Origin of the sequence: Mesorhizobium sp. M0816, from assembly GCF_040320005.1 — a bacterium.
Lineage (GTDB): Bacteria > Pseudomonadota > Alphaproteobacteria > Rhizobiales > Rhizobiaceae > Mesorhizobium.
Genome location: NZ_JAMYOT010000018.1, coordinates 35247 through 60757, shown reverse-complemented (window position 1 = coordinate 60757; position 25511 = coordinate 35247). Strand labels below are relative to the sequence as shown.

The 25511-nt window shown below is 62.1% G+C and carries 26 protein-coding genes and 2 tRNA genes; 14 read left to right on the top strand and 14 right to left on the bottom strand.

From position 1 onward, the window contains the following. Nucleotides 1–16: 16 nt before the first annotated feature. On the top strand, nucleotides 17–1231 hold the full coding sequence (locus tag NKI17_RS24820; protein WP_352906928.1) for an FAD-dependent monooxygenase: 1215 nt from the start codon (nucleotides 17–19) through the stop codon (nucleotides 1229–1231). A 27-nt stretch (nucleotides 1232–1258) separates the two neighbouring features. Here NKI17_RS24820 and NKI17_RS24815 read toward each other — a convergent pair whose 3' ends face one another. Continuing rightward, the gene (locus NKI17_RS24815; RefSeq protein WP_352636532.1) at nucleotides 1259–1930 is read right to left on the bottom strand and encodes a TIGR02117 family protein; all 672 of its coding nucleotides are present in this window, start codon (nucleotides 1928–1930) and stop codon (nucleotides 1259–1261) included. A 104-nt stretch (nucleotides 1931–2034) separates the two neighbouring features. Here NKI17_RS24815 and NKI17_RS24810 point away from each other — a divergent pair, with 104 nt between their 5' ends. The 3 genes from NKI17_RS24810 to NKI17_RS24800 are packed head-to-tail and all read left to right on the top strand — an operon-like array spanning nucleotide 2035 to nucleotide 4061. Continuing rightward, nucleotides 2035–2298 (top strand): metal-sensing transcriptional repressor, encoded by a 264-nt coding sequence (locus tag NKI17_RS24810; RefSeq protein ID WP_023719742.1) that lies wholly within the window; start codon nucleotides 2035–2037, stop codon nucleotides 2296–2298. Continuing rightward, on the top strand, nucleotides 2295–3317 hold the full coding sequence (locus tag NKI17_RS24805; RefSeq protein ID WP_502894598.1) for a cation diffusion facilitator family transporter: 1023 nt from the start codon (nucleotides 2295–2297) through the stop codon (nucleotides 3315–3317). The genes NKI17_RS24810 and NKI17_RS24805 overlap by 4 nt, the downstream gene beginning before the upstream one ends. Before the next feature lie 30 nt (nucleotides 3318–3347). Further along, nucleotides 3348–4061 carry a HoxN/HupN/NixA family nickel/cobalt transporter gene (locus tag NKI17_RS24800; RefSeq protein ID WP_352569732.1) on the top strand — a complete coding sequence of 238 codons (714 nt, stop codon included), beginning with the start codon at nucleotides 3348–3350 and terminating at the stop codon, nucleotides 4059–4061. Between the two features lie 74 nt (nucleotides 4062–4135). Here NKI17_RS24800 and NKI17_RS24795 read toward each other — a convergent pair whose 3' ends face one another. Next, nucleotides 4136–6052: a multicopper oxidase domain-containing protein gene (locus NKI17_RS24795; protein ID WP_352755936.1), complete on the bottom strand. Its 1917-nt coding sequence runs from the start codon at nucleotides 6050–6052 to the stop codon at nucleotides 4136–4138. A gap of 589 nt (nucleotides 6053–6641) precedes the next feature. Between NKI17_RS24795 and NKI17_RS24790 the strand changes: the two genes are divergently transcribed. Continuing rightward, nucleotides 6642–8147 (top strand): multicopper oxidase family protein, encoded by a 1506-nt coding sequence (locus NKI17_RS24790; protein WP_352755934.1) that lies wholly within the window; start codon nucleotides 6642–6644, stop codon nucleotides 8145–8147. Nucleotides 8148–8160: 13 nt separating this feature from the next. Continuing rightward, nucleotides 8161–8598: a YqaA family protein gene (locus NKI17_RS24785; protein WP_352796375.1), complete on the top strand. Its 438-nt coding sequence runs from the start codon at nucleotides 8161–8163 to the stop codon at nucleotides 8596–8598. A gap of 126 nt (nucleotides 8599–8724) precedes the next feature. Here NKI17_RS24785 and NKI17_RS24780 read toward each other — a convergent pair whose 3' ends face one another. The 4 genes from NKI17_RS24780 to NKI17_RS24765 all read right to left on the bottom strand — a co-directional run bounded on the left by NKI17_RS24780 (nucleotide 8725) and on the right by NKI17_RS24765 (nucleotide 12986). Next, nucleotides 8725–9474 (bottom strand): amino acid ABC transporter ATP-binding protein, encoded by a 750-nt coding sequence (locus NKI17_RS24780; RefSeq protein ID WP_031212005.1) that lies wholly within the window; start codon nucleotides 9472–9474, stop codon nucleotides 8725–8727. Nucleotides 9475–9544: 70 nt separating this feature from the next. Continuing rightward, on the bottom strand, nucleotides 9545–10702 hold the full coding sequence (locus NKI17_RS24775) for an amino acid ABC transporter permease (RefSeq protein WP_352616744.1): 1158 nt from the start codon (nucleotides 10700–10702) through the stop codon (nucleotides 9545–9547). A 4-nt stretch (nucleotides 10703–10706) separates the two neighbouring features. Beyond that, entirely contained in the window at nucleotides 10707–11894 is a 1188-nt protein-coding gene (locus tag NKI17_RS24770; protein WP_023677634.1) for an amino acid ABC transporter permease, read from the bottom strand. 63 nt (nucleotides 11895–11957) lie between these two features. Next, nucleotides 11958–12986 (bottom strand): amino acid ABC transporter substrate-binding protein, encoded by a 1029-nt coding sequence (locus tag NKI17_RS24765; protein ID WP_023677635.1) that lies wholly within the window; start codon nucleotides 12984–12986, stop codon nucleotides 11958–11960. A gap of 427 nt (nucleotides 12987–13413) precedes the next feature. Between NKI17_RS24765 and NKI17_RS24760 the strand changes: the two genes are divergently transcribed. The 4 genes from NKI17_RS24760 (at nucleotide 13414) to NKI17_RS24745 (ending at nucleotide 16463) form a co-directional block, all read left to right on the top strand. Continuing rightward, nucleotides 13414–14583, top strand: a complete 1170-nt coding sequence (locus NKI17_RS24760; RefSeq protein ID WP_352755930.1) for a cystathionine beta-lyase — start codon at nucleotides 13414–13416, stop codon at nucleotides 14581–14583. Between the two features lie 253 nt (nucleotides 14584–14836). Next, nucleotides 14837–15508 (top strand): RNA polymerase sigma factor, encoded by a 672-nt coding sequence (locus NKI17_RS24755; protein ID WP_023677637.1) that lies wholly within the window; start codon nucleotides 14837–14839, stop codon nucleotides 15506–15508. A gap of 104 nt (nucleotides 15509–15612) precedes the next feature. Next, the gene (locus NKI17_RS24750) at nucleotides 15613–16137 is read left to right on the top strand and encodes a DUF4142 domain-containing protein (RefSeq protein ID WP_023677638.1); all 525 of its coding nucleotides are present in this window, start codon (nucleotides 15613–15615) and stop codon (nucleotides 16135–16137) included. Between the two features lie 14 nt (nucleotides 16138–16151). Then, nucleotides 16152–16463 (top strand): cupredoxin domain-containing protein, encoded by a 312-nt coding sequence (locus tag NKI17_RS24745; RefSeq protein WP_352906944.1) that lies wholly within the window; start codon nucleotides 16152–16154, stop codon nucleotides 16461–16463. 106 nt (nucleotides 16464–16569) lie between these two features. Here NKI17_RS24745 and NKI17_RS24740 read toward each other — a convergent pair whose 3' ends face one another. From NKI17_RS24740 to NKI17_RS24730, 3 genes are all read right to left on the bottom strand, one after another. Further along, on the bottom strand, nucleotides 16570–17790 hold the full coding sequence (locus tag NKI17_RS24740; protein ID WP_352906927.1) for an anion transporter: 1221 nt from the start codon (nucleotides 17788–17790) through the stop codon (nucleotides 16570–16572). 59 nt (nucleotides 17791–17849) lie between these two features. Then, nucleotides 17850–17926, bottom strand: a tRNA-Arg gene (locus tag NKI17_RS24735). A 60-nt stretch (nucleotides 17927–17986) separates the two neighbouring features. After that, complete coding sequence (locus tag NKI17_RS24730) at nucleotides 17987–18292, bottom strand: ETC complex I subunit (protein ID WP_023677641.1); 306 nt, start codon at nucleotides 18290–18292, stop codon at nucleotides 17987–17989. A gap of 160 nt (nucleotides 18293–18452) precedes the next feature. Between NKI17_RS24730 and NKI17_RS24725 the strand changes: the two genes are divergently transcribed. After that, nucleotides 18453–18529: transfer RNA gene (locus NKI17_RS24725), tRNA-Pro, on the top strand. Nucleotides 18530–18653: 124 nt separating this feature from the next. Here the strand turns inward: NKI17_RS24725 and NKI17_RS24720 are convergent. Then, the gene (locus tag NKI17_RS24720) at nucleotides 18654–19481 is read right to left on the bottom strand and encodes an alpha/beta fold hydrolase (RefSeq protein ID WP_352594421.1); all 828 of its coding nucleotides are present in this window, start codon (nucleotides 19479–19481) and stop codon (nucleotides 18654–18656) included. Nucleotides 19482–19611: 130 nt separating this feature from the next. On the opposite strand from NKI17_RS24720, the gene NKI17_RS24715 reads away from it, so the two are divergent. Then, nucleotides 19612–20640, top strand: coding sequence for a GlxA family transcriptional regulator (locus tag NKI17_RS24715; protein ID WP_352636529.1), 1029 nt, complete (start codon nucleotides 19612–19614; stop codon nucleotides 20638–20640). 491 nt (nucleotides 20641–21131) lie between these two features. Here the strand turns inward: NKI17_RS24715 and NKI17_RS24710 are convergent, their stop codons facing one another. From NKI17_RS24710 to NKI17_RS24695, 4 genes are read right to left on the bottom strand one after another with little or no spacing between them, the layout of a single operon-like run. Continuing rightward, complete coding sequence (locus NKI17_RS24710) at nucleotides 21132–21416, bottom strand: hypothetical protein (protein ID WP_352636528.1); 285 nt, start codon at nucleotides 21414–21416, stop codon at nucleotides 21132–21134. 10 nt (nucleotides 21417–21426) lie between these two features. Then, nucleotides 21427–22128 (bottom strand): DnaA regulatory inactivator HdaA, encoded by a 702-nt coding sequence (gene hdaA, locus NKI17_RS24705; RefSeq protein WP_352636527.1) that lies wholly within the window; start codon nucleotides 22126–22128, stop codon nucleotides 21427–21429. A 5-nt stretch (nucleotides 22129–22133) separates the two neighbouring features. Further along, complete coding sequence (locus NKI17_RS24700; RefSeq protein WP_352569723.1) at nucleotides 22134–23360, bottom strand: AI-2E family transporter; 1227 nt, start codon at nucleotides 23358–23360, stop codon at nucleotides 22134–22136. Beyond that, nucleotides 23332–23889 (bottom strand): CDP-alcohol phosphatidyltransferase family protein, encoded by a 558-nt coding sequence (locus tag NKI17_RS24695; protein WP_023677645.1) that lies wholly within the window; start codon nucleotides 23887–23889, stop codon nucleotides 23332–23334. Before NKI17_RS24695 ends, NKI17_RS24700 begins: the two co-directional genes overlap by 29 nt. A 200-nt stretch (nucleotides 23890–24089) precedes the next feature. Between NKI17_RS24695 and NKI17_RS24690 the strand changes: the two genes are divergently transcribed. Both NKI17_RS24690 and NKI17_RS24685 read left to right on the top strand, forming a co-directional pair. Further along, nucleotides 24090–24740: a glutathione S-transferase family protein gene (locus NKI17_RS24690; protein ID WP_352636526.1), complete on the top strand. Its 651-nt coding sequence runs from the start codon at nucleotides 24090–24092 to the stop codon at nucleotides 24738–24740. A gap of 133 nt (nucleotides 24741–24873) precedes the next feature. After that, a complete protein-coding gene (locus NKI17_RS24685) occupies nucleotides 24874–25506 on the top strand; it encodes a hypothetical protein (RefSeq protein ID WP_352569720.1) in 633 nt (210 codons plus the stop codon). Nucleotides 25507–25511: the final 5 nt, after the last annotated feature.

Here is a 25511-nt window from a genome sequence, read left to right as displayed (position 1 = left end):
TTCCGCGACAAGCCTGATGCAGGAAACGCAGTCCCGGCAGGTGGTCATCGCCGGGGCGGGCGTCGCCGGGCTGACCGCGGCACTGGCCTTCGCCGAGCGCGGCTATCGGATAAAACTGTTCGAACAGGCGCAGCACCTCGAGGCTGCCGGCGCCGGTATCCAGCTTTCGCCCAACGCGACGCGCATCCTACGGCAGCTCGGCGTACTCGATCGGCTGTTGCCGACGGCGGTGCGGCCGGAGGCGGTCGTGCTCAAGGATGCCGCCACGCTGCGCAAGCTGGCGCGCGTACCGCTTGGCCAGGCGGCCGAAACGCGCTGGGGAGCGCCCTATCTCGTTGCCCACCGCGCGGATCTGCAGTCAGCGCTGATGCAGCGAGTTTCGGAGCAGCCCGGTATCGATCTGATCGCCGGCGCGCGGGTGACCGACATCGCAGCCGGATCGAAAGGTGTTACCGTCACTGCATCGGCTGATGGCGCCACGGTCGAGGCTGGCTGTCTGCTGATCGGCGCCGATGGCGTCTGGTCGTCGGTGCGAGAAACGCTTGCCCGCAACGCAGCCGATTTCCGGAGAAGCCGGTTTTCGGGCGAGCTTGCCTGGCGCGCCACGGTGGCCGCCGACAGCCCCGCCGGACAAACCTTTGCAGCGATCGGTGCGCCCGATTGCGTTACTGCATTCCTCTATCCCGGCTTCCATATGGTCGCCTATCCGGTCAGTCGTGGCACTGCCTTCAACCTCGCCGCCTTCACTGGGGGCGAGCGCATCGCCGAGGGCTGGTCGGGGCATGCCAACCCCGCCAGCCTCGCCAGCGCCATGCGCGGTACCGCGCCGGCGCTGGTCCGTCTGGCGAGCGAGGCGGCGCCGTGGATGGCATGGCCGATCCACACCGTCGAGCAGCGGCGATGGACGACGCCGGAAGGCATCGCGCTGATCGGCGATGCGGCGCACGCGATGACGCCGTTTGCCGCACAGGGCGCGGCGATGGCGATCGAGGACGCGGCGACGCTTGCCGGCTTCGTTGCGGCCTCCACAGCCGATCTTGAGGGGGCGCTTGCCGCCTGGGAACAGGCGCGGCGGCCGCGCGTCGCCCAGGTCGCCCGCCGCGGCGCCATCAACCGCCTCGCCTGGCATGCGGCCGGGCCGGTGGCGATGGCCCGCAACCTGTTCCTGGCGATGCGCTCGCCCGAAAAGCTCGCCGCCGATCTCGACTGGCTCTATGGTTGGTGGGCGTAGGACGCTCGGCGGTCCTAAGTCGCCTTGTCAATTGTAAAGCCGCATCGACAGGCCGAGCGAGGCCGGCAGCGGATTCCACCAGCCGGTGCGCAGCCCGGCCGTGCGCAATGCCGCCGCCGTCCAGGTGTTGCAGCCGATCAGCGCGTTGAAATGACCATTGGCTTCGAAGAACCGATCGAAGCGGGAATAGGCCGCACTCTCGATCGGGATGGCCCCGTTCGGCCCCTGCCGGAAGCTTGCCGCAATGTAATCGAGCAGCGCCGTAAACCGCTCCTCGCCGATGTCGAAGCCGGCGACGTCGCGATGCGGCTCGGCGATGTCGACGGAAATGTCGACATGCATTGCCGAGGCATCGACCGTCAGCGCCTTCATCACCGGCACCGCCTTCAGCTCCGACCAGGTCGGCGTCTCCAGATAGAAGGCGCGGCCGCCCCAGCCGAAGACGATGTAGCGGACCTCCGCCACGTCTGCTGGAATGCCGGCATCGACCAGGAAATGGAAGCGCCGGCGCACATCGTCGTCGACCGGGATGGCGATGTCGGTGTGGATCGGATTTTGCAGCACCAGGATACGGTGGCTTGTGCCGATCGGATCGGCAACGGCCGCCGGCCAGAGCGGGCGCGGCAGCAGCGTGCCCAGCGCCACCGCAAGGACTGCTGCAACGACCAGCAGGCCAAGAAAACGGGCAAGCTTCTTCATGGGAAAGGCATAGAACAAGCCATGCTCAAGGTGAAGCCCCTCCGAAAGGTGCACAGCTGACTTAGAGCTTGACGCGTATCCTCCCCGGGAGGATACGCTCAAGCATGTCAGATCACCTCCACGCCTCGCATCCTTCCATCATAAAGCGCCTGAAGCGCGCGCAAGGCCACCTTGCGGCGGTGCTGGCGATGATCGAGGCGCATCGCCCTTGCGTTGACCTGGCGCAGCAGCTTCATGCCGTCGAAAGGGCCATCAGCAGCGCCAAGCGCGAGCTGATCAACGATCACATCGAGCATTGCCTGACGGACAGCGTCGAAACCGGCGGCAACTCGCTGGCGGAACTCAAGCAGCTGGCGAAATATCTATGAATTCCATCGTAGCCCCCATTCTGGAATGGCTCGGGCTCGGCTCGCACGCCGCACATCATCACGGCGGTCACGGTCCGCACGGTCACAGCCATGGCGTCATCGACGCGACAATTGCCACCACCGACCGGGGCATCTGGGCAATCAAATGGTCGTTCGTGATCCTGGCCATCACCGCGGCATTGCAGATGGTCGTGGTTGCGTTGTCGGGGAGCGTGGCATTGCTGGCCGATACGATCCATAACATCGGCGATGCGACCACGGCGATCCCGCTATGGATTGCGTTCGTGCTGGCGCGGCGCAAGCCGTCGCGGATCTTCACCTATGGCTTGGGCCGGGTCGAGGATCTGGCCGGCATCATCATCGTGCTCATCATCCTGTTCAGCGCTGTAGTCGCTGCCTACCAAGCCATCGACAGGCTGATCAATCCACAAGTGGTGACACACCTGGGCTGGCTGACTGCGGCGGGTATTGTCGGCTTCCTCGGCAACGAGGCGGTTGCCGTGTTCCGTATCCGCGTCGGTCGCGAAATCAACAGCGCGGCACTGATTGCCGACGGCTACCACGCCCGCACAGATGGACTTACCAGCCTTGCCGTGGTCATCGGAGCCATCGGCGTTTGGTTCGGCTTTTCCTTGGCCGATCCGATCGTCGGTCTGCTGATCACGATTGCGATCTTCGGTATCGTCTGGCAATCGGCCCGCTCGGTGCTGACCCGCATGCTGGATGGAATCGAACCCGGTGTGATGGACGAAATCCGACATGCCGCCGAGCATGTTCCGGGCGCGCGCATTGTCGATGCCAAGGCGCGCTGGATCGGTCATAGATTGCACGCCGACATCGCAATTGCCGCGGACGGAACCCTGCCGCTGTCGGCGGCGAACAAGATCGCCGCAGCGCTGAAGGACGAACTATCCCAGCATATGCCGGCCCTGGCTGAGGCGAATGTGCGGTTTTCAACGGAACGTGGAGAGAACGACCATCCTCACGAGCACACGCATGACCACGGCCACATGCACTGACGCTCGCCGATTTTCTGCTAGTCTCGTCCGATGTTCCAGACGCTCGTCGAATTTCAGCGCACGATCTATCTGACGCTCGGCGAACAGATCAAGCTGCTTGCGGCCGGAGGCAATTGGCTGGCGTTCGTGGCCTTCCTGCCGATGGGCGTCGTGTTCGGGGCTGCCCATGCGCTGACGCCGGGGCACAGCAAGGCAGTCCTGGCGACTTATCTTGCCGGTTCGGATGCGAAGGTCTCGCGTGGTCTGCTCGTATCTATCACGCTATCGTTCACGCATGTGACGATTGCCGTTCTGATTGCGGCTCTCTCGCTGCCACTGGTCTCAATAGCATTGGGCAGCGTCGGCCGCGCTCCGCTTCTGGAGCACATCAGTCGCGGGCTGCTCGGCCTCATTGGCGTCTGGATGCTCTGGCGCGCTTTGAGCCACAGCCATCACCACAGGCACGAGGGCGAGGCTGTCGGCGTCATGGCAGGCCTGATCCCATGTCCGCTTACGCTTTTCGCGATGACTTTCGCGATGTCCAGGGGTGTTCCGGCAGCGGGCGTCCTGTTTGCCATCACCATGATGGTCGGCGTGGCGCTGACGCTGTCCTGCGTCGCCGTGTTGTCGATCGTGTTTCGGGAACGGCTTGTACAGTTTTTCGCGCGCCAGCCACGGCTGTTCGAAACCATCTCCCGGGCCATCGAGGGCGCCGCCGGTCTCGCCCTTGCCGGCGTCGCTGTCTGGCAGATCACCTCAGCTTGAGAGAAAATTTGGCCCCAGCCATTGCATGGCGTCCTGGCCGGTGCACCGGCTGGAACGAGCCTAGGCGACGCCGGTCATGTCACATCGATCACGACCATCAGCCCGCCGCCGCCCTTCTCCTCGACATTGTTGTTCGTGGTGTGATGCGGGATGTGGCAATGGATCAGCCATTTGCCCGGACGCTGCGCCTTCCAGATCACGTCGTAGCGCTGACCCGGCCCGACGTTGATCGTATCGGCAAGGAAACGACCCGAAGCGGGGACCGTCTCGCCGTCGCGGGCAACGACCTCGAACGGTCCGCCATGGATATGCATCGGATGGATGAAGCCGTTGTTGGTGCCGATGAACCGCACCTTGAGCGTCTCGCCGACCTTCATCGGGATCGTCTCGGTCGAGGGATAGGCCTTGCCGTTGATGGTGAAGAAATTCGGCATGCCGCCGTCCATCGGCATCGACGGGTAGGTCAGCCCTTCCCGCACCAGCCATTCCTGAAGCTGGATGACGTAATCATGGTCGGCCGCGACCTCGTCGGCAGGATTGGCGGGATCGATGATCAGCGCACCGTAGAGGCCGAGCGCCTGGGTCCGGTCCGGCTTGGCATGGGGATGATAGAAATAGGTTCCGTGCTGGGTTGCGGTGAATTCGTATGAATAGGATTGCCCGGGCTCGATCGGCGCCTGGGTGATCTCGGCCGGCCCATCCATCTGGTTAGGCAGGATCAAGCCATGCCAATGCACCGTCGTTTCCTCAGGCAGGCCGTTGGTGACGTTGATCCTGACCCGATCGCCTTGGCGAATGTGAATTCGCGGACCGGGAATCTGGCCGTTATAGGCATAGGCGTCGACCGCGACGTCCGGCAGGATCTGCCAGCGGACCACTGAAGGCCTGAGCTCGAACACCTTGATGCCGTTCTCCATCCGAAACGGCAGTTCCTGGTCGCCCCTTGCCGTCAGGCCATAAGAGGCGGCCACGAGGCGTGGATCGGTAGCGGCCATGTCACGCATTGTATCGGCCGGCGTGTCGCGATCCATGATCATGCCTTGCGGCATGATCACCCCGCCGACGTCGCGTGCCGACAGCGTCAGGTTCAGCCAGTTTGCCGGCGCGACCATGCCGATGGCGAGCGCCAGCAGGGAGACGGCACCCAGGGCAGCGACCTGCGGCGTCGTGGCATCCGTCTCCATGTGATGGCCGCCGCCTTTGCCTTTGTGGGAAACCATATCGTGGTGCTGCCCGTGATGGCCGCTGGCGTCGGCCTGCTGCATTTGCATCTGCGCATGTTGCCTCGTGGCAGGCTGCTCTCGACCATCGATGCCGGCTGCCTGCGCACGCTGTGTCATCAGCCCATGCTTCAGCCCCCGGGCGACCAGCCAGACATTGGCCGGATAGGCAAGCGCAAAACCGGCGATGACGCCGATCGACATCACGCCCCAGAACAGCAGCTCCGTCGGTTCCATCGCGCGCATGTCGCGGCCCATCATCAGGAAGCTCATGACCGGCGCCATGCCGGCCATCATGAAGTTCATGGAGATGAACTCGGGCAGGAAGCTCTTGCGTACGTTTTCCCAATAGGTGCCGCCCATCATCGATTTCATGAACAGCGACTGGAAGATGAACAGACCGAAGGCAAAGCCGGCGAGATATTCGACGATCAGGTCGATCCACATCGGCAGGCCGAGCGCCGCCGTGACGGCGGCGGCAAGAATGATGCCGGTGGCATCGCCGGCGACGCAGTGGATGGTGGAGCCGACGCCCTGCTTCCAGAGCGGCCGGGTGAACACCTCATGCTCGCCCGGCCGTGGCTCCTTGTCCGCGAGTACATAAAGCAGCAAGCCGAGCGGACCCATATAGAGGGTGACCAGGATGAAGCCCCATTTCATCACCACCGGCTCGGGATTGTTGCGATATTGGTCGAAGCCGACATAAAGCGTCGAAGCCAGCGCCAGCGCGAACCAGACGACGAGGAAATAATCGATCGGTTGGATGAGCATCAGGATGAACCCTTGACCTATCGCCGCACTCGCCCACTCGGCTTGTTATACAACTCCTAATGGCAACAAACGCGGCTGGCGCGCTTATGATCCGCGCCGACCGTACGCTGTTCAGGCAGGCCAATTTTCGTTGTAACCGACTGATCTGATGACGCCTGCCCGCAGCTCATTTCCGGAACTGTCAGTCTTATCATTGCGGCGCTCCTCTAGTGGGGTTGTTATGGGGCTTCCCATCACAGGAAGGTCAAGGGCTTTTGAGCCAGCTCAAATCATCGCTGTCGTGCCGAAGTAGCGCTCGAAATTTGCCCCTTGACCTTCCCGTGATGGGAACCTTTATCGTGTCGCAGCTACCCAGTTGGAGCTGCAAACCCATGAACGCTGTCGCTCATAACCCCAGCCTCGCCTGTTTCCGCTCCCGCGACTCAGATTGGGATCGAGGGCATGACCTCCGCCTCCTGTGTCGCCCGCTTGAAAGGCGCTGAAGACGGCGGCATGACGTGACCGAGGCTAGTGTCAACCTGGCTACGGAGCGTGCCACGTGAGTTACACCGCGTGCCGACGCGCGTGACCTTAATCTCGGAGACCACACATGGATCGACGCTCTTTTCTTGCGGCAGGCGTTGCCACGGTTCTCGCCAGCCCGCGCGCCATCGCCCAGATGAAGATGGACGAGATGCCCGGCATGGATATGGGGCACGCGGGCCACGACATGGGCGCGGCACCAAAAAGCGCGACCATGCTGCCTGAGGGCCAGGCGTTGCGCGAGTTGCCGCTGCTAGCCAATGAAGCCAATGCGCCCCGCCTGTTCAGAGCAAACCTCACGGCTGAACCCGCCATGGTTCGCTTTGCAGAAGGGCTCGACACGCCAATCCTTGGATACAACGGTATGAGCCCGGGGCCATTGATCGAGGTGACTGAAGGCGACCGTGTCGAGATTGCATTCACGAACCGAATTCCTGAAGAGACAAGCACCATCCATTGGCATGGCATGCCGGTTCCAGCTGACCAGGATGGCAATCCTATGGACCCCGTTGCGACGGGCACGGAGCGCACCTACAGCTTCGAACTGCCCGAAGGAAGCGCGGGGTCGTACTGGTATCATCCGCATCCGCACGGCAAGACGGCCGAGCAGGTCTATCGCGGACTTGCCGGCGCGTTCGTGGTCAAGCCGAAGGCGGACCCGATCCCGGCCCAGTATGGCGACACTGTGCTGGTGTTCACAGACCTTCGCCTTGCCGCCGACGGCACCATGCCGGACAACACCATGGTCGATTTGATGAACGGGCGCGTCGGCGATCACGTGCTGGTCAATGGACAGAAAAATCCCGCGCTATCGGTTCCGTTTGGAACAAAGCGGCGATTTCGGTTCTACAACGCGACTAACGCGCGCTTTTTGCGGCTCTCCTTCGACGGCGCACCCATGACGATCATCGGCACCGATGGCGGTCTGCTGGAGGCGCCGGTGGCAGCCAAGGATGTCCTGCTCAGCCCGGCGGAACGCCTTGAACTGATCGTCTCGTTTGAGAAGCGCGGCCCCGTCACCCTGAACACGCTCGACTACGATCGCGGCTGGATGGGCGCAGGCCGCCCCGCCGATGCAGGCCTGACATTGCTTACGGTCAATGTTTTGGACACGCCTGCAGAGACGTTTCCTCCGCTGCCGGAAAAGCTTCGACCAATTGCGCAACTTGGCACCCCTGCCGTCAGCCGGCGTTTCGTGTTCACCGAAACGACGACGATGAGCGCGACGGATATGCAGATGGGCTTCCTGATCAACGGCGCGGCGTTCGACATGGGCCGCATCGACGTGGTGTCGAAAACAGGACAGGTCGAGCTCTGGGAAATCGTCAACAAGGCCGACATGGACCATCCGTTCCATGTTCACGGGACGCAGTTCCAAGTGGTCGAGCACGAACGTGGTGGGCAGGTCTCGAAACCGGCCTATCTCGCCTGGAAGGACACGGTCAACGTGGCGCGCGGCGAAACGATGCGGCTTTTGCTGCGCCAGGATCGCCCCGGGCGGAGGATGTATCATTGCCACATCCTGGAGCACGAGCAGCTCGGCATGATGGGCGTCGTCGACGTGCAGGCCTAGCCGGTCGCTCGACGTGGCTGCACTGGCAATCTATGGCGCCATGTTCACCAGCGCATTCCTCGCCGCAACCATCTTGCCGGTCTCGTCGGAAGTTGTGCTCGCTGGCTTGATCGCCGGCGGCCGTGGCGATCCGGTGCTACTGCTTGCGGTCGCCACAATCGGCAACACGCTCGGCTCGGTGGTGAACTGGACGCTGGGCCGTGGCATCGATACGCTGAAATCTAGGCGATGGTTTCCCATCACCCGTGAACGATACCAGCGGGCCAGCCGGAGCTTTCGCCGCTTTGGCGCGTGGCTGCTCCTATTCGCCTGGCTGCCGGTCGTCGGGGACGCCTTCACTGTCGCGGCAGGCGCGGCCCGCATGCATCTCGGCATATTCGTGATGCTTGTCGCATTGGGCAAGGCTGCACGATATGCGGCAATTGTCGCAGGATTGTGGGTGCTAAGATAATTGCCGCTGCTCGCCATCGACCAAAGGGCAGATCCTCCCGAGCATCACCGCTCGTCGAATACGCGTAAGGTCCGAGCAAGACAGAGAGCCCGGTCCGCCGGTCTTGTCCCGAACCGGCGTACAGGATCAGTGCAGGATCTGCGACAGGAACAGCTTCGTGCGCTCATGGCGCGGGTGGTCGAAGAACTCGGCCGGCGTGTTCTGCTCGACGATCTGGCCTTGGTCCATGAAGATCACCCGGTTGGCGACTTTGCGCGCAAAGCCCATTTCGTGGGTGACGCAGAGCATGGTCATGCCTTCCTCGGCCAGCCCGACCATCGTCTCCAGCACTTCCTTGATCATTTCCGGATCGAGAGCCGAGGTCGGCTCATCGAACAGCATGATGCGCGGGTTCATACACAGCGAGCGGGCGATCGCCACGCGCTGTTGCTGGCCGCCGGAAAGCTGGCCGGGATATTTGTTGGCCTGTTCCGGGATCTTGACGCGCTTGAGGAAATGCATGGCGATTTCCTCGGCCTGTTTCCGCGGCATCTTGCGCACCCAGATCGGCGCCAGCGTGCAATTCTCCAGGATGGTCAGATGCGGGAACAGGTTGAAGTGCTGGAACACCATGCCGACCTCGCGGCGCACCTCGTCGATCTTCTTCAGATCGTTGGTCAGTTCCTTGCCGTCGACTATGATCTTGCCCTTCTGGTGTTCCTCCAGCCGGTTGATGCAGCGGATCATCGTCGATTTGCCGGAGCCCGACGGGCCGCAGATGACGATGCGCTCGCCGCGCATCACCTTTAGATTGATGTCCTTCAGCACATGGAATTCGCCGTACCATTTGTGCATGGCGATGATGTCGATGGCGACATCGGTGGTGGAAATGTGCATCTTGGCGGCATTGACCTTGATCTCTTCCGCGCTGACGGCGTTTTCTATGGCCATGACAAGGTCCCCTTTTTTAGCGTTTGTGGCCGGTGTCGAGACGGCGTTCCGTGTACATTGAATAGCGCGACATGCCGAAGCAGAACAGCCAGAAGATGAACGCCGCGAACACCAGGCCGGATCTGGCCGTCTGCGGCGTCGCCCAATTGGCGTCGGAGAAGTTCTGCTTGACGATGCCGAGGAGGTCGAACATCGAGATGACGATGACCAGGCTGGTGTCCTTGAACATGCCGATGAAGGTGTTGACGATGCCGGGAATGACCAGCTTCAGCGCCTGCGGCATGACGACCAGACCCATCTTCTGCCAGTAGCTGAGGCCGAGCGAATCGGCGCCCTCATACTGGCCTTTGGGGATCGCCTGCAGGCCGCCGCGCACCACTTCGGCCATGTAGGCGGCGGCAAACAGCGACACGCCGATCAGCGCGCGCAGGAACTTGTCGAAGCTGACGCCGGCCGGCAGGAACAGCGGCAGCATCACGCTGGCAAAGAACAGCACCGTAATCAACGGGATGCCGCGTACCGTCTCGATGAAGATCACGCACAGCAGCTTGACGATCGGCATGTTCGAGCGCCGGCCGAGCGCCAGCACGATGCCGACCGGCAGCGACACAGCTATGCCGACGAAGGACAGGCTGAGTGTCACCAGCAGTCCACCCCAGAGCGGGGTTTCGACATAGGGCAGGCCGAACATGCCGCCGATCAGCAGAACGAAGGCGACGACCGGCAGTGCAAAAAAGAGAAGAATGGCATTCAGCCCCTTGCGCGGTACGCGCGGAACGAGCAGCGGCACCAGCAGCGCCACGAACAGGATGGCGACTAGGATCGGGCGCCAACGCTCTTCCAGGGGATAGCGGCCGAACATGAACTGGCCGAACTTGGCGTTGACGAAAGCCCAGCAGGCGCCGGTCCAGCCGTCCGACTGGATGCCGCCCTGCGCCACGGTGGCGCAGACCGTGCGGTCCGGTCCCGTCCACTGGGCGTTGATGAAAGCCCAATTGACGATCTGCGGCAGGATCATGGCAACCAGCACGATGCCGATGATGGTCAGGATGGCGTCGCCGGTCGATGCGATCAGATTCTTGCGGACCCAGGCGGTGAGGCCGCGCTCGCTCGACGGCGCCGGCTGCGCCAGCGCCATCTCCGTCCGCACCCAGGACATATCGTGCTCTTGCATGGCCCTACCTCTCCACCAGCGCCATCCTGGCATTGACGACGTTCATGATCGCCGACGTGATCAGGCTGAGCGCCAGGTACACCGCCATCATGATCACCACGCCTTCGACTGCCTGCCCGGTCTGGTTCAAGACCGTGCCGGCCGTCGCCGTCAGGTCCGGATAGCCGATGGCGATGGCGAGCGAGGAATTCTTGGTCAGGTTGAGATACTGGCTGGTCAGCGGCGGAATGACGATGCGCATCGCCTGCGGCACGACGACAAGCCTGAGGATCGATCCCGAGCGCAGCCCGAGTGCCGCGGCCGCCTCGGTCTGGCCTGCGCTGACGCCCCTGATGCCGGCGCGCACGATCTCGGCGATAAAGGCGGCCGTATAGCAGGACAACGCCAGATAGAGTGACAGGAACTCGGGCCTGACCTGAAAGCCACCGACGAGATTGAAGGTCGACTGCTTTGGAAATTCAAAGCTCAGCGGAAAGCCGCTCAGCGCGTAGGCCAGCAACGGCAGGCCGACGATCAACGCCATGGATGTCCAGAACACCGGGAACGGCTGACCCGTCGCCATCTGCCGCTGCCGCGCCTTGCGGGCGACGAACCAGGCCATGGCGATGCCGAGGAGCAGTGCGACCAGGATCAGCCAGGAGCCCTCGCCCCATATAGCGCGGGGAAAATAGAAGCCGCGCTGGTTGAGAAAGGAGCCGAACGGCAGATTGATGCTCTCGCGCGGCGGCGGCAGCACAGCGAGCACGCCGGAATACCAGAAGAAGATGACCAGCAGCGGTGGGATGTTGCGGAACACCTCGACATAAACGGTGCAGATCTTCCTGATCAGCCAGTTATGCGACAGCCGGCCGATGCCGACGATGAAACCGATGATGGTGGCGGTGATGATGCCGACGACAGCAACGATGACGGTGTTGATAAAGCCAACCAGGATGGCACGGAAATAGGTCGAATCCGATGAATAAGCGATGGCGCTTTCGCTGATGTCGAAGCCGGCGCGGCCCTTAAGAAAGCCGAAGCCGGAAGCGATATGCAGCCGCGTCAAATTGGCGATGACGTTGTGGGTAACCCACCAGACACCCGCTACCAGCAGGACGAGGACCAGTGCTTGAAAGAATATGCCGCGGACGCGCGGATCATTGATGAAGGAACCGCGGCTTGGCTCCTCGCGAAGAACTTCCTGCGATGCCATTCGACAGTCCCCTGGAAAGAGAGACCGGAAGGCAGACGATCTGCCTTCCGGATCCATTTTCGATCAGCGGATCGGCGGAGCGTACTGCAGGCCACCCTTGGTCCACAGCGCGTTGATGCCGCGGGCGATCTTCAGCGGGCTGCCGGAGCCGACATTGCGTTCGAACATCTCGCCGTAATTGCCGACGGCCTTGACGATGTTGACGACCCAGTCGTTGGAGACACCTAGATCGGTGCCGATCTTGGTGTCGGCTTCCTGGCCGAGCACGCGCTTGATCTCGGGATTGTCCGAGTTCTTCATCTCGTCGACATTGGCCTGGGTGATGCCCAGTTCCTCGGCGTTGAGCAGCGCGAAATAGGTCCACTTGACGATGTGGTACCACTGGTCGTCACCCTGGCGCACGGCCGGCCCAAGCGGCTCCTTGGAGATGATCTCGGGCAACACGACGTGGTCGGCCGGCGAGCTGAGCGTCAGGCGAATGCCGTAGAGACCCGACTGGTCGGTGGTGTAGACGTCGCAGCGGCCGGCGTCATATGCGGCGTTGACCTCATCCAGCTTTTCGAAAACGACGGGGTTGTACTCCATCTTGTTCGACTTGAAATAGTCGGCAAGGTTGAGCTCGGTCGTGGTGCCGCTCTGCACACACACCGCCGCGCCCGAAAGCTGCAGTGCCGAATTCACGCCCGGAAGCTTCTTGGCGTTGATCATGAAGCCCTGACCGTCATAATAGGTGACGCCGACGAAGTTCAGGCCAAGCGCCGTATCGCGGTTGATGGTCCAGGTGGTGTTGCGCGACAGGATGTCGACCTCGCCCGACTGCAGCGCGGTGAACCGCTCCTTGGCGCTGAGCGGCGTGAACTTGACTTTGGTGCCATCGCCGAAGACGGCGGCCGCCACGGCGCGGCAGAAATCCACATCGATGCCTTTCCATTCACCCTTGTCGTCAGGCGCCGCGAAGCCAGCAAGACCCGTATTGGTACCGCACTGGATGAAGCCTTTCGCCTTGACATCGTCGAGCGTGCTCGCCGATGCGGCCGAAGCCGCGAATCCAAACGCGGCGGCGCCCAAAAGGCCGATTGCAATGTGTTTCATGACCCACTGACCCTTTTCTGTTTTTTCCAGGCGAACCTGACTTTTTCCCGTGTGAACGCAGCTAAGTATCCCGGCCCGTTACCGGAATCCCGCATCGTCACCGACGCGCTGCCTCCCATTCACGAACAACATCGAAGGCGATTATTCCTGTGAGGTCAAGGGAAATGACCAAATCCGAAAGACTTTGAAAACCAACCGCCTGAAATGCCTGAAATTGCAGACAAACGCGCTCGCAAATTGGTCAGCGCGCCAATAAAGCCGGCAAAGTCCGACCGTGAGTTGCCAAGCGCACTTGGCAGCCTTCCCGCGGATCCACGGCTCGTTGCTGAATTGGCATATTCAAGACCTTGGCCTGGCGAGTGCGGTGCGGTTGCGCGGCCAATGCCGCCGCACTATGGCTAACGACCAACCCATGGGACGAAAAGCAATGGCAAAAGACGACAGCGAGATGGGCGTCAACACGCGGCTCGCCCATTCCGGCAACAACCCGCATGACTATTTCGGCTTCGTCAATCCGCCGGTCGTGCATGCCTCGACCGTACTCTATCCCAATGCTGCGACGATGGCGGCGCGCAGCCAGAAATACACCTACGGCACGCGCGGCACGCCGACCACCGATGCGCTGACCAGCGCCATCGATGCGCTGGAAGGCTCCGCCGGCACGGTCGCGGTGCCGTCCGGCCTAGCGGCGGTGATGCTGCCGCTGCTCGCCTTCCTGTCGGCCGGCGATCATCTGCTGATCGTCGATTCCGTTTATCATCCGACCCGCAATTTCGCCGACACGATGCTGAAGCGGCTGGGCATCGAGGTCGAATATTACGAGCCCCGCATCGGCGCCGGCATTGCGGCGCTGCTCAGGCCCAACACCAAGGTGGTACTCACCGAATCGCCGGCCTCCAACACCTTCGAGGTGCAGGACATACCGGCCATCGCCAAGGCAGCACACGCCGCCGGCGCCATCGTCATGATGGACAACACCTGGGCGACGCCGCTCTACTTTCGCCCCCTCGACCATGGCGTCGACATCTCGATCCACGCGGCGACGAAATACCCGGCCGGCCATTCCGACGTGCTGCTCGGCACGGTGTCGGCCAACGCAGCCTGCTGGAAGCAGCTTTGCGAGACGTTCAACACGATGGGCTGCTGCGCCGGGCCGGACGACGTCTACCAGGTGCTGCGCGGCCTGCGCACCATGGGCGTGCGGCTGGAGCACCATCAAAAGAGCGCGCTTTCCCTCGCCGGCTGGCTGGAGGGTCAGCCGGGCGTAGCGCAGGTGCTGCATCCGGGGCTGCCCAGTCATCCCGACCACGCCATATGGAAGCGCGATTTTTGCGGATCGAGCGGCATCTTCTCGATCGTTCTCGCGGGCGGCGGACAGAAGCAGCAGCACGCCTTCCTCGACGCGTTGAAGTTTTTCGGCCTCGGCTATTCCTGGGGCGGCTATGAGAGCCTTGCCGTGCCGGTATTCCTTGGCGACCGCACCATCGCCAAGGGCCCGTATGACGGGCCGCTGGTGCGCCTGCAGATCGGGCTCGAGGATGTAGGGGATTTGAAGGCCGACCTGGCGCGCGGGCTGGCGGCGGCCGCTGGGGCCTGAGCCAGCACCTTTTCAAACTGAGTCAGAAAATCGGCGTAACAGCCTGGAAAAATTGCGATCCTGAGCGATATCATGGCGACCGATCGACCGATGATACGGCTCTACAAAATAGAGGCGGCGGCGTGGTGAAGGCGGTAGAATAGCCTCTGCCAGTCGTTGACACGGATTGAGGCTGGCCGGCGGGATCGGTCGGGAACCTTTTGTCGGCCGATGCATCCAATGTCGCGATGAGAAGCCTATCAGGAGATCGGCCATGCCTGCTGCGTTGACGGCAACGCCCGCCGCTTCCGGCGATATGCAGCTTGTCGGCCGCGCGCTGGCACGTGATGGCGATGCATTCCGCACCATCATCAAGACGCACAACCAAAGGCTCTACCGCATCGCCCGAGGCGTCGTGCGTAACGACAGCGAGGCCGAGGACATCGTCCAGGAGGCCTATGTCAGCGCCTTTGCCCATCTCGAGGCCTTTCGCGGCGATGCCTCGCTCGCGACGTGGCTATCGCGTATCGTCATCAACGAAGCGCTCGGTCGCTTGCGCAAAAGGCGGCGAATGGTAGCGATGCCTGAAAACCCGCAAGCCGAAATCATCCGGTTTCCCCTCAACCCGAGCGACGATCCGGAGCGGACGATGGCGCAACGGCAGATCCTTGAGCTTGTCGAACGGGCAACCGACAGTCTTCCCGATGTCTACCGGATGGTGTTCGTGGCGCGCGTCATCGAGGGATTGAGCATCGAGGAGACCGCCGAACTGCTTGGCGTGCGGCCAGAAACCATCAAGACCAGGCTGCACCGCGCCCGCGCGCTGGTGCGCAAGGCGCTGGACGACCAGATCGGCCCGGTGCTGCTCGACGCCTTTCCCTTCGCGGGCCGGCGCTGCGAACGGCTGACCAATGCCGTGATGCAGCGGCTTGGTCTTTCCGGATAGGCCGCGCCGATTTTCGCGGGAACGTTTGGCGGCGACCTGCATCCAATGAGCATCACTGAAAACGAAGCCCGATGCAGTTCCGCGTCGGGGCGAAGGAGAGCATCATGTTTATTCGATCGACCACGGCACTGGCCGCAGTTTTCCTGCTTAGCGCAGCGCCCTTGTCGCAAGCTGCCGACAAACCGACCGATCCGCAGATCGCACATATCGCCTACACAGCGGGCGTGCTTGACGTCGAGGCGGCCAAGCAGGCGCTGAAGAAATCGAAGAACAAGGAGGTCGTGGATTTCGCCAAGGACATGGTGCGAGATCACGAGGCGGTCAACAAACAGGCTCTCGACCTGGTCAAGAAGCTCAAGGTCACGCCTGAGGACAACCCCACCAGCAAGGCGCTGACCAAGGCGGCGGCCGAGGAACGTGCCAAGCTTGCCAAGCTCAAGGGCGCGGCGTTCGACAAGGCCTATGTCGCCAGCGAAGTGGCCTACCACAAGCAGGTCAATGGCGCGCTCGAAACACTGCTGATTCCGTCGGCCAGCAATGCCGAGTTGAAGAGCCTGCTGGAAACCGGCCTGAAAATATTCCAGGGTCACGAACAGCACGCCGAACACGTCGCCGGCATGCTGAAGTGAGGATTGGGCCAATGATGTCGAGGCGGCATCTTTGGGTTGCGCTGGCATTGGCCTTGGGTGCCGCGCCGGCCAAGGCCGAAACCATCGAGGTGACGATCGACAAGCTTGTGTTTTCGCCGGCAAAGATCGAGGCGAAGGTCGGCGACACGATCAGGTGGGTAAACAAGGACGTGTTCGCCCACACGGCAACCGTCAACGGCGGTTGGGAAGTGATGATCCCGCCGAAGAAGGCGGCGAGCCTGACGGTGAAGAAGGCGGAATCGGTCGATTATTTCTGCCGCTTCCATCCCAACATGAGGGGCCATCTGACGGTGACATCGCCCTGACTGGCTGATGCATGCCGCGCAAAGTGTGCAGCGGTTTTGCGACAACGACATGCATAAAAAAGAGCCCAATGCGCGCCGCATGAGGCCGGTCCAATGCGACGCGCTTTTAGGCCGCCAGCCATGCCGTCCCTACGAGAAGCGTGACCAGCGTCAACGGCAGGCCGACCTTGAAGAAGGCGATGAAGCCCAGCGGTTTGCCGGAGACCCGCGCGTGCTCGGCAACGATCAGATTGGCGACCGAGCCGAGCAGCGTGAAATTGCCGGCCAGCGTCGAGCTCATGGCGACGACCAGCCAGGCCCGCTCGGGGTTTTCCAGTCCGGGCACGAACGGCTTCAGCGCCAGCACGGCCGGGACATTGCTCATGATGTTGGATAGCACTGCGGTGAAGCCGGACAGCCGCCAGACATCATTCAGCCCGAGGTCCTTTGCCGAGGCGACGATGTCGGGCGTCAGCAGCGTCTTCTCCGCCCCGGCGACGACGATGAACAGCCCGGCGAACATGAACAGCAGCGGCCCATCGATCTCGCGATAGATGCGCTCAGGTTTGATGGCGCGGGTCAAAAGAAGAATGGCGCCGCCGATCAGCGCTGCCTTGGCGACTGGAACGCCGGCGAAGAAGGCGATCGCCAAACCGACACAGACGACCACCGCCTTCACCACCTGCCCCGGCAGCATGCGGCCGCGATAGACTTCGGGGCTGAGCTCGGCCTTGCGCGAAAATTCGGCGCGGTAGACGATGCGGATGATGACGATGACGGCGACGAGGCCGAACGCCGCGACCGGCGCCAGCGCCGCCGAGAAGGCCGGATAGGAAATCCCCGACAGCGCGCCGATGACCATGTTCTGCGGATTGCCGGTGATGGTGGCGACGCTGCCGCAATTCGAGGCCGTGGCGGTGGCGATCAGATAGGGAACCGGGTTGCGGTTGATGACGCGGGTGACATGGACGACGATCGGCGCCATGACCAGGCAGATGGCGTCGTTGACCAGGAACGCCGACAGGACGCCGGTTAACAGCGTCACCATCACCAGCAGCATGAACGGCGCATGCGCATGCTCGATGGCGAACGCGCCGAGCGCGCGAAAGGCGCCCGACACTTTCAGATGCGCCACGACGATCATCATGCCGAGCAGAAGCGTGATGGTGTCGAAGCTGATGGCGCGGTAGGCGTCCTCCATGTCGAGCGCGCCGATGGCGATCATCGCCGCACCGCCGAGCAGCGCGATCCCTGCCCGGTCGAGGCGCAGCCCGGGTATCCTGCCGATTGCGACGCCGGCATAGGTCAGGACAAGGATCAGCAATGCCGCCGCGCCCATCGCTGTCATGTGTTGGAAATCCTGTGCGACTGGCGAGTGAACCTGTCCGGAATGGACATTGAAAATATTGGCGATCCCGACAGGATTCGAACCTGTGACCATCGGCTTAGAAGGCCGGTGCTCTATCCAGCTGAGCTACGGGACCGCTGGCCGGCCGCACGACCGGCTGATTTGTTCTTGGCGCCGGCACGGGCCGGCATGGCCGTCAATGCGTCCAGGGCGTCCTGCGGTCATAGCGGAAATTCTCCGCATAGGAAATCTGGCGGCGCTTGATTTCCTTCGGCTCCTCGACGCGAAAAGCGAGCCCTTCCTTCTCGGCATAGGCCACCGCCTCTTCCCTGGTGTCGAAGGTCAGCCTGATCTGGCTTCGCATGTCGCCGGACGTGGTGTAGCCCATCAGCGGATCGATCTTCTTGCGCTGCTCCGGATCGAATTCCAGCACCCAATAGCCGGTCTTGGCCTTGCCGGACTGCATCGCGGTTTTGGCTGGGCTGAAAATGCGGGCTGACATGACCACCTCATTGCTGGTTGCAAGCACACGACCCCGAGACCACATTACTGTTCTCTGGCCATGCACTAGCCCGTCATTACTGCGCAATGCCGTCGGCAGCAAGGCCGATGGCTTTTTACGCTTGCTTTGGCGGGCCGAAATCACTAGGCAACAGACCGTTCGGAGTGTAGCGCAGCCTGGTAGCGCATCTGGTTTGGGACCAGAGGGTCGGGAGTTCGAATCTCTCCACTCCGACCATTCATCAAGCAAATCTCGTCGGCAGGGCAAGCGGATCACGCTCGAGTGTGTCTCCCGTCGCCGGTCATGTTTAAGCGACGGACGGACAGCACGAGCCCGCGCTGCCCGTCCGATATGCAAGCCGTCAGCCCTGGATGAAGGCCAGCAGATCCGGATTGATGATCTCCGGATGCGTGGTGCACATGCCGTGCGGCAGGCCCTTGTAGACCTTGAGCGTGCCGTGCTTCACCAGCTTGGCCGCAAGCAGCGCAGAATCGGCGATCGGCACGATCTGGTCGTCGTCGCCATGCATGATCAGGACGGGCACGTCAATCTTCTTGAGATCGTCGGTGAAGTCGGTCTCGGAAAAGGCCTCGATGCAGTCGTAATGGGCCTTGGCGCCGCCCATCATGCCCTGGCGCCACCAATTGTCGATAGCCCCTGGCGAGACCTTGGCGCCCTCGCGATTGAAACCGTAAAACGGGCCGGCCGGCACATCCCTGTAGAACTGGGCGCGGTTGGCGACCAAAGCGGCGCGAAAGCCGTCGAAGACCTCGATCGGCAGGCCACCCGGATTGCTGTCGGTCTTGACCATGATCGGCGGCACGGCGCCGATCAGTACCGCCTTGGCAACGCGGCCGCCACCGCCATAAAGCGCGACGTAACGGGCCACCTCGCCGCCACCGGTCGAATGGCCGATGTGGATCGCATCCCTGAGATCGAGATGCGCCGCCAGCGCCGCAACGTCGGCGGCGTAGGTGTCCATCTCATTGCCGGTCGCGGTCTGCGACGAGCGGCCGTGGCCGCGGCGGTCATGTGCGATGACGCGGTAGCCCTTTTCGAGGAAGAACAGCATCTGGTTGTCCCAGTCGTCTGAGCTCAGCGGCCAGCCGTGATGGAACACGATCGGCTGGCCCTTGCCCCAATCCTTGTAGAAAATCTCGGTGCCGTCATGGGTGGTGAATGTGCTCATCGTCCTACTCCTTGATGGAAAAGTTGGGGGTAACAGGGAAGCTTTTAGCCCCCTTCAGCTGGACAAATTATAACAGTGCGGCCAGGGTGAGCATTGGCAAAACGGACATTCAACGTGGCAAAACTGACAAATGACGGCTGCGCGTGATCTGATCGAAATCGGCCTTGTCTTGTATCCCGGCGTGCAGGAAGCAGCCGTGCTCGGCCTGACCGATCTTTTCATGCTGGCAAACCGGCTGGCTGTCGAGCGGTCGCCGGACGCGTTGAGGCTTCGCGTCAGTCATTGGCAATTGGAGGACGCGGGCCACACCGTAGTCCGCACCTTCGACAGCGACCCCGGCGCCGACAATGAACCAGCCATGGTTATCCTCCCGCCGACCTTGGGAGATCCGATCGCTCGGGAAGCAGCCGCGCCCTATGCCGGCTGGCTCAGGGACCGTCATGCGGCAGGCGCGACCCTCGGCTCGGTCTGCGCCGGCGCCTTCGTGCTTGCCGAGACCGGCCTGTTGTCCGGTCGCGCGGCGACGACGCACTGGGCCTATCGCGACGCGCTGGCGCTACGCTTTCCCGACATCCTGCTCGACGCCGACAGGCTGGTCATTGACGATAGCGACATCATCACCGCGGGCGGCTACATGGCCTGGACCGACCTCGGCCTGAAGCTGGTGGACCGGGTGCTCGGGTCAGCCGTGATGATGGACACGGCGCGTTTCATGCTGATCGACCCGCCGGGCCGCGAGCAACGTTTTTACAGTCCGTTTGCGCCGCGGCTGACCCACGGCGACGAAGCGATTCTCAAGGTGCAGCACTGGCTGCAGGCGAACGGCGCGCGCGATGTGACGCTTGGCGCCATGGCCGATCACGCCGGGCTGGAGGAGCGGACTTTTCTGCGCAGGTTCCGCAACGCCACCGGCCTCAAGCCGACCGAATATTGCCAGCACCTGCGCGTCGGCAAGGCGCGCGAGATGCTGGAAACCACGATACGAGCGATCGACCAGATCGCCTGGGAGGTCGGCTATGACGATCCCGGCTCGTTCCGCAAAGTATTCGCCAGGATAACCGGATTGGTGCCCGGCGACTATCGCCGGCGGTTTGGCGTGGAACGAGCGGCGCTTGGGGGAGACGATCGGTCTGAAACGGTAGCGAGGCTAGAGCAATGACGGACCGACCAATCGCGACCTGCGATGAGTGCGGCAGCACATATTTTTCCGACAGCAGCGCAATGGCCAGTCTATGTGCCGAATGCGCATCTCTGCTCTATGGATATCCAAACTGCGAACATAATTTCGAAAGCGGCCGATGCACGGCCTGCGGGTGGGACGGCTCTCGATCAAAATACGTCGCCGATATCATTTCCAGGCAAGACCGACAGCGTTGAGAATATCGCTATCAGCTGGCGAGAAAATCACACTTCAAGGCGACTGGTCGGATCGCCGCATATGGCAAGCTCGCCGGGAAGAGAACCCCAACCACCCATCTCCCGGCGAGCCTACTACCTGATTTGATACGCAATCAGGACCGGGATTAGCCGGCAAGCTGTCAGGTGCAAGACAGATGCCAGGTTTGTTTCCCGAAATGAGACACCGGCCGAGGTAAGAACTAGGTATATGCACCTTCCCCGGCCCAGCCAAAAACCATTGGCCGTAGTTCTTCAAGGGCGGCTTGCAGCATTTCGGGAGACGCGTGGCGTTCCTCTCTGCCACCCCATTTGTGTAGCGCTTTTAGGATCCAGCACCGACGCCACAATGGTTACGTTGCCGTTGACGTCAGGCAAATTGAGCCACAACTGAGCACGACGATTGCCATTCTTGTCGTAAACCCAGATAGAACGGACATCGTCGTCGCGATATTTAGTGGCGACCCGTATTCCGTGCCGATTTGCCCACGACATCAGAAACGGATCAATGATGTCGTATGCACTGAATTCAGACGTCATTTTGTATCCTCTAAATCTCGAACTCGCCCTGCCCTTCGTCCATGGCGCTGACGGTCTCGGCGGCGAGCGCGCGGGTGATCGGCGTCTTGCGCTCGAGCGCGGTGCGGTCGAGCCGTTCGACCACGCGCATGGCAGTGGCCAGCGAGCGCTCGATGCGGCGCACCAGATATTGCACGACATGCGGCTCGACCTCGACCTGGCGGTCGGCGAACAGCTTTGTGATGACGCCGGCCAGCAGAAGATCGTCGGGTTCGTGGATCTCGACGGTCGCCGCCGCCTTCAGCCGCGACGCCAGGTCGGGCAGCCTGACGCCCCAGGCGGACGGGAAGCGCCGCGCCGTCAACAGCAAGGTCGAGCCGGCGCCGCGCACCGCGTTGATCAGGTGGAAGAGGCCGTGCTCATCGATCGGTTCCGCATCGATATCGTCGATCAGGGCCGGATGCGGGCCGAGGTTTTCGATGCACTCGCCGATGCGGCCGGCCTCCACTTTCACGGCGTCGGCGCGGGTCCGCCAAATCGAGGCCAGATGGGTTTTCCCCGAGCCGGCCGGCCCGGCCAGCACAACGACCGGCGACGGCCAGTCCGGCCAGCGGTCGACAAGCGCCGCCGCCTGGCTGTTGGTGCTGGAGACGACGAGCTCGTCGCGCGAATAGCCGGTGCCGTGGCCTAGATCGAGCGGCAATTGACGCGGCGGATCGATCTTGTCCGGCATCTGGCTCAACCGCGCGCGCCCCCGCGGCGCCGCACCTGCAGCGGCGGCACCGGCTCGTCGGCATGGCCCTTGTAGAGCGGCGATTCGAGATAGCGGGCGATGGCGAAACGCACCAGAACGGCAACGGCGGCGGAAGCCGGCACGGCAATCAGCAGGCCGACGAAGCCGAACAGCGCGCCGAAGGCAAACAGCGCAAACATCAGCCACACCGGATGCAGACCGACGCTTTTGCCGACCAACCGCGGCTGCAGGATATTGCCCTCGATGAACTGCCCGACGAAGAACACGCCGGCCACCGCCGCGATCATGGTCCAGTCCGGCCAGAACTGGACGAAGGCGACGCCGACGGCCAGCACCAGGCCGGTCAGCGAGCCGACATAGGGGATGAACGAGATCAGCCCGGCAAACAGGCCGATGAGGATGCCGAAATTCAGGCCCGTCAACGTCAGGCCGGTGGCATACATGGCGCCCAGCACCAGGCACAGCGTGCCCTGTCCGCGCACGAAGCCGGCGGTTGCCGTATTGATGTCCCTGGCGATCGCCCTGACGGTCTTGACATAGTCGCGCGGCACCCAGCTGTCGACGATTGCCACCATGCGGTCCCAGTCGAGCAGCATGTAGAAGGCGACGACCGGCGTCACCACGAACAGGCTGACCACCGAGACCAGCGCCACGCCGGAGCTCCAGATCGAGGTGAAGACGGTGGTCAGGAGGCCGAAGCCGGAGGTCAGCAGCGAGTTCAAGCCTTCACGCAGACCGTTGGCGTCGACGCCGAATTTTTCTTCCAGCCATTTCGGGTCGAAGCTGGTGATCAGGCCCTGCAGCCGGGTCAGATAGTCCGGCAGCTTGCTGGCGAAATCAGCCATCTGCGAGGCGAGCACCGGAACCAGGATGACGACGGCCAGCACCAGGACGACGATAAAGGCGATGAGGATGACCACCGTCGCCATCAGCCTGGACAGGCCGAGGCGCTCCAGCCGGTCGGCCACAGGATCGAGGAAATAGGCGAGCACCATGCCGGCAACGAAGGGCAGAAGGATGCCGCTGAAGACATAAAGGAAGACGGCGAGGATGATGGCGCTGACCAGCCAGAAGCGGATCTGGCGGCGAAACGACGCCGATGCCGCAGCCTCCGCTGCCGCGGCTTCGGCCTCGGCGTCGATGGACCGTTCGTCAGGTGCCCGGTGGTCAGGTGCCCCGTGTTCAGGTGCCGGGTGTGGAGCCTTCGCCATAGCCGCTCATATGCCTCAGCCAAGCCACGAGATAGGCCGCGGCCGAAGCCACGGTCAAGACCCCGGACAGCAATATGAGGGCCGGCCTCAGCGGATCGAGACGGATGTCGAAGGCGAGCTCGCCCAACACCACTGCCGCCAGCACGATCTGGATCGCGGTGTTGGCCTTCGACACCAGGAGCGGCTTCATCTCGACCGGATGCGCCATGACGGTGGATAAAAGCACGGCGCAGACGATCAGTGCGTCGCGCGACACCATGGTAACGACCAGCCACAGCGGCAGTTCGCCGCTGAAGCCCAGGACCACGAAAACCGAGACCAGCAGCAGCTTGTCGGCCATCGGATCGAGATAGGCGCCGAGCCTGGAAAACTGGTTGAAATGACGGGCGATGAAGCCGTCGACGCCGTCGGAAATGCCGGCAATGAGGAAGCCGGCAAAGGCCCAGTCCCAGCGTTCCTGCAGCATGGCCAGCACCACGGCCGGCACCAGCACGAAGCGCATGATCGTGATCATGTTGGGGATGGTCAAACGCATATCCCGTCGCTCTTGTTTGTCGATACATGATGGAGATGGAGGGTTACGGCAAGTGAGAAGCGACACAGAAGCTGCCAATCTCCCCACGAGGGCGCCAGCAATGAAATAGGTCAAGACCGATGTCGATTTCGGGGAGGCTCATTCGTCTCACGATAGGAAGCCGAGGAAATTTGCCCAGCAAGGAAACGGACGCGATGACAATCACTATCACAGCATTTGAACGATCGCCCGATGGCGGCAAGGGACTGGCGCGCGATACGCGCGTTCGCTGGGCGCTCGAAGAAGTGGGGCAGCCGTATGAGGTTCGTCTTGTTTCCTTCGCAGAAATGAAGGCGCCTGGCCATCTGGCCATCCATCCCTTCGGCCAGATCCCCACCTATGAGGAAGGTTCTCTCTCGCTGTTCGAAACCGGCTCGATCGTCTTTCACCTTGCTGAGCAGCATGCGGGATTGCTGCCGAAGGATCCCAATGCCCGCGCGCGTGCGATCACGTGGATGTTTGCCGCACTTAACACCGTCGAGCCGACGATCCTCGAATTAACGACGGCAAGAATATTCGAACGTGACAAGCCTTGGAGCGAGGAGCGCTTGCCGTTAGTAAAGGACCGTGTTCGCGCTCGGCTGGACAAACTCTCGGCCCACTTGGGCGTCGCCGACTGGCTCGATGATACGTTCAGCGCAGGCGATTTATTGATGGTATCGGTGCTGCTGCGACTAAGAATGTCAGGCATTTTGGACGAATATCAAAACTTGGCTGCCTATGTAGCGCGCGGGGAAGCTCGGCCGGCTTATATCCGGGCTTTCGCCGCGCAATTTGCAATCAACGCAGAGGGGCGTGAAGAATAGCCAGCGTTGAACTAACCAAATGGAAGCGAGCCCGAAGCGCGCTATCCTTTGGCCGTTAGGAAACAAGGCGCGCTTTGGATGGACTAATAGGCCGCTAGCAAGGCACGATGCGCAACAGAGAGGGAGTGGAACCTTGTCTTTGGCCGTTGGCGAAGTGCGTAAGTATCTCGATACGTTCATGACGGGACATGGCTTTCGCCGCATCCGGAAAGGCGTCTTCGAAGTCGACCGGAGCGACGATATCAGCCTGATTCTCGAAGAGGCCTTTACTGCAAGCCATGGCGATGTTCATTTGAACATGCTCGTTTACCTGGACTTTCTTACCGTCAGGCCGTTGCTTGAAAGGCTGTACGGCAAAAAATGGATCTGGCCCGGACTGTCGCAGTTTCATCCTGAAACGATATTTAACAATGAGCTGAAAGCTTATGCTCGTTACTTTGAGCACCTTGACCAGACGAGCATAGATAGGTTGCTGGGGAAATATGTCGAGCTGGCGCGACGGATCAGGGCTCAGAACCCGGACCTCGCCAGTTACGTCGCCGGACATAGCGAGTTGCTCGACAAACCTTACGAATTCACACAGCCCTTCGCAGTTCGAATCCTCGCGCTGATTGCCTGCGAAATCGAACTTGGGCACTACGAGCGGGTTAAGCAGGCTGTGCACTGGATTCGAACGAACAATGGCGGAATAGCGCTGAGCGGCTACGCCAAGGCACAACTCGACCGCGTCGACATGGTTCTGGCGGAACGAGAGGGGCGTCCATAAGGGGG

What these genes read in the sequence shown, in the direction of transcription:
- NKI17_RS24765 (WP_023677635.1), bottom strand. Translation starts at nt 12,986, where the DNA reads ATGAAACACATTGCAATCGGCCTTTTGGGCGCCGCCGCGTTTGGATTC.
- NKI17_RS24800 (WP_352569732.1), top strand. Translation starts at nt 3,348, where the DNA reads ATGTTCCAGACGCTCGTCGAATTTCAGCGCACGATCTATCTGACGCTC.
- NKI17_RS24760 (WP_352755930.1), top strand. Translation starts at nt 13,414, where the DNA reads ATGGCAAAAGACGACAGCGAGATGGGCGTCAACACGCGGCTCGCCCAT.
- NKI17_RS24710 (WP_352636528.1), bottom strand. Translation starts at nt 21,416, where the DNA reads ATGACGTCTGAATTCAGTGCATACGACATCATTGATCCGTTTCTGATG.
- NKI17_RS24805 (WP_502894598.1), top strand. Translation starts at nt 2,295, where the DNA reads ATGAATTCCATCGTAGCCCCCATTCTGGAATGGCTCGGGCTCGGCTCG.
- NKI17_RS24815 (WP_352636532.1), bottom strand. Translation starts at nt 1,930, where the DNA reads ATGAAGAAGCTTGCCCGTTTTCTTGGCCTGCTGGTCGTTGCAGCAGTC.
- NKI17_RS24690 (WP_352636526.1), top strand. Translation starts at nt 24,090, where the DNA reads ATGACAATCACTATCACAGCATTTGAACGATCGCCCGATGGCGGCAAG.
- NKI17_RS24730 (WP_023677641.1), bottom strand. Translation starts at nt 18,292, where the DNA reads ATGTCAGCCCGCATTTTCAGCCCAGCCAAAACCGCGATGCAGTCCGGC.
- NKI17_RS24775 (WP_352616744.1), bottom strand. Translation starts at nt 10,702, where the DNA reads ATGCAAGAGCACGATATGTCCTGGGTGCGGACGGAGATGGCGCTGGCG.
- NKI17_RS24720 (WP_352594421.1), bottom strand. Translation starts at nt 19,481, where the DNA reads ATGAGCACATTCACCACCCATGACGGCACCGAGATTTTCTACAAGGAT.
- hdaA (WP_352636527.1), bottom strand. Translation starts at nt 22,128, where the DNA reads ATGCCGGACAAGATCGATCCGCCGCGTCAATTGCCGCTCGATCTAGGC.
- NKI17_RS24740 (WP_352906927.1), bottom strand. Translation starts at nt 17,790, where the DNA reads ATGACAGCGATGGGCGCGGCGGCATTGCTGATCCTTGTCCTGACCTAT.
- NKI17_RS24715 (WP_352636529.1), top strand. Translation starts at nt 19,612, where the DNA reads ATGACGGCTGCGCGTGATCTGATCGAAATCGGCCTTGTCTTGTATCCC.
- NKI17_RS24770 (WP_023677634.1), bottom strand. Translation starts at nt 11,894, where the DNA reads ATGGCATCGCAGGAAGTTCTTCGCGAGGAGCCAAGCCGCGGTTCCTTC.
- NKI17_RS24820 (WP_352906928.1), top strand. Translation starts at nt 17, where the DNA reads ATGCAGGAAACGCAGTCCCGGCAGGTGGTCATCGCCGGGGCGGGCGTC.
- NKI17_RS24780 (WP_031212005.1), bottom strand. Translation starts at nt 9,474, where the DNA reads ATGCACATTTCCACCACCGATGTCGCCATCGACATCATCGCCATGCAC.
- NKI17_RS24795 (WP_352755936.1), bottom strand. Translation starts at nt 6,052, where the DNA reads ATGCTCATCCAACCGATCGATTATTTCCTCGTCGTCTGGTTCGCGCTG.
- NKI17_RS24700 (WP_352569723.1), bottom strand. Translation starts at nt 23,360, where the DNA reads ATGGCGAAGGCTCCACACCCGGCACCTGAACACGGGGCACCTGACCAC.
- NKI17_RS24810 (WP_023719742.1), top strand. Translation starts at nt 2,035, where the DNA reads ATGTCAGATCACCTCCACGCCTCGCATCCTTCCATCATAAAGCGCCTG.
- NKI17_RS24790 (WP_352755934.1), top strand. Translation starts at nt 6,642, where the DNA reads ATGGATCGACGCTCTTTTCTTGCGGCAGGCGTTGCCACGGTTCTCGCC.
- NKI17_RS24755 (WP_023677637.1), top strand. Translation starts at nt 14,837, where the DNA reads ATGCCTGCTGCGTTGACGGCAACGCCCGCCGCTTCCGGCGATATGCAG.
- NKI17_RS24750 (WP_023677638.1), top strand. Translation starts at nt 15,613, where the DNA reads ATGTTTATTCGATCGACCACGGCACTGGCCGCAGTTTTCCTGCTTAGC.
- NKI17_RS24745 (WP_352906944.1), top strand. Translation starts at nt 16,152, where the DNA reads ATGTCGAGGCGGCATCTTTGGGTTGCGCTGGCATTGGCCTTGGGTGCC.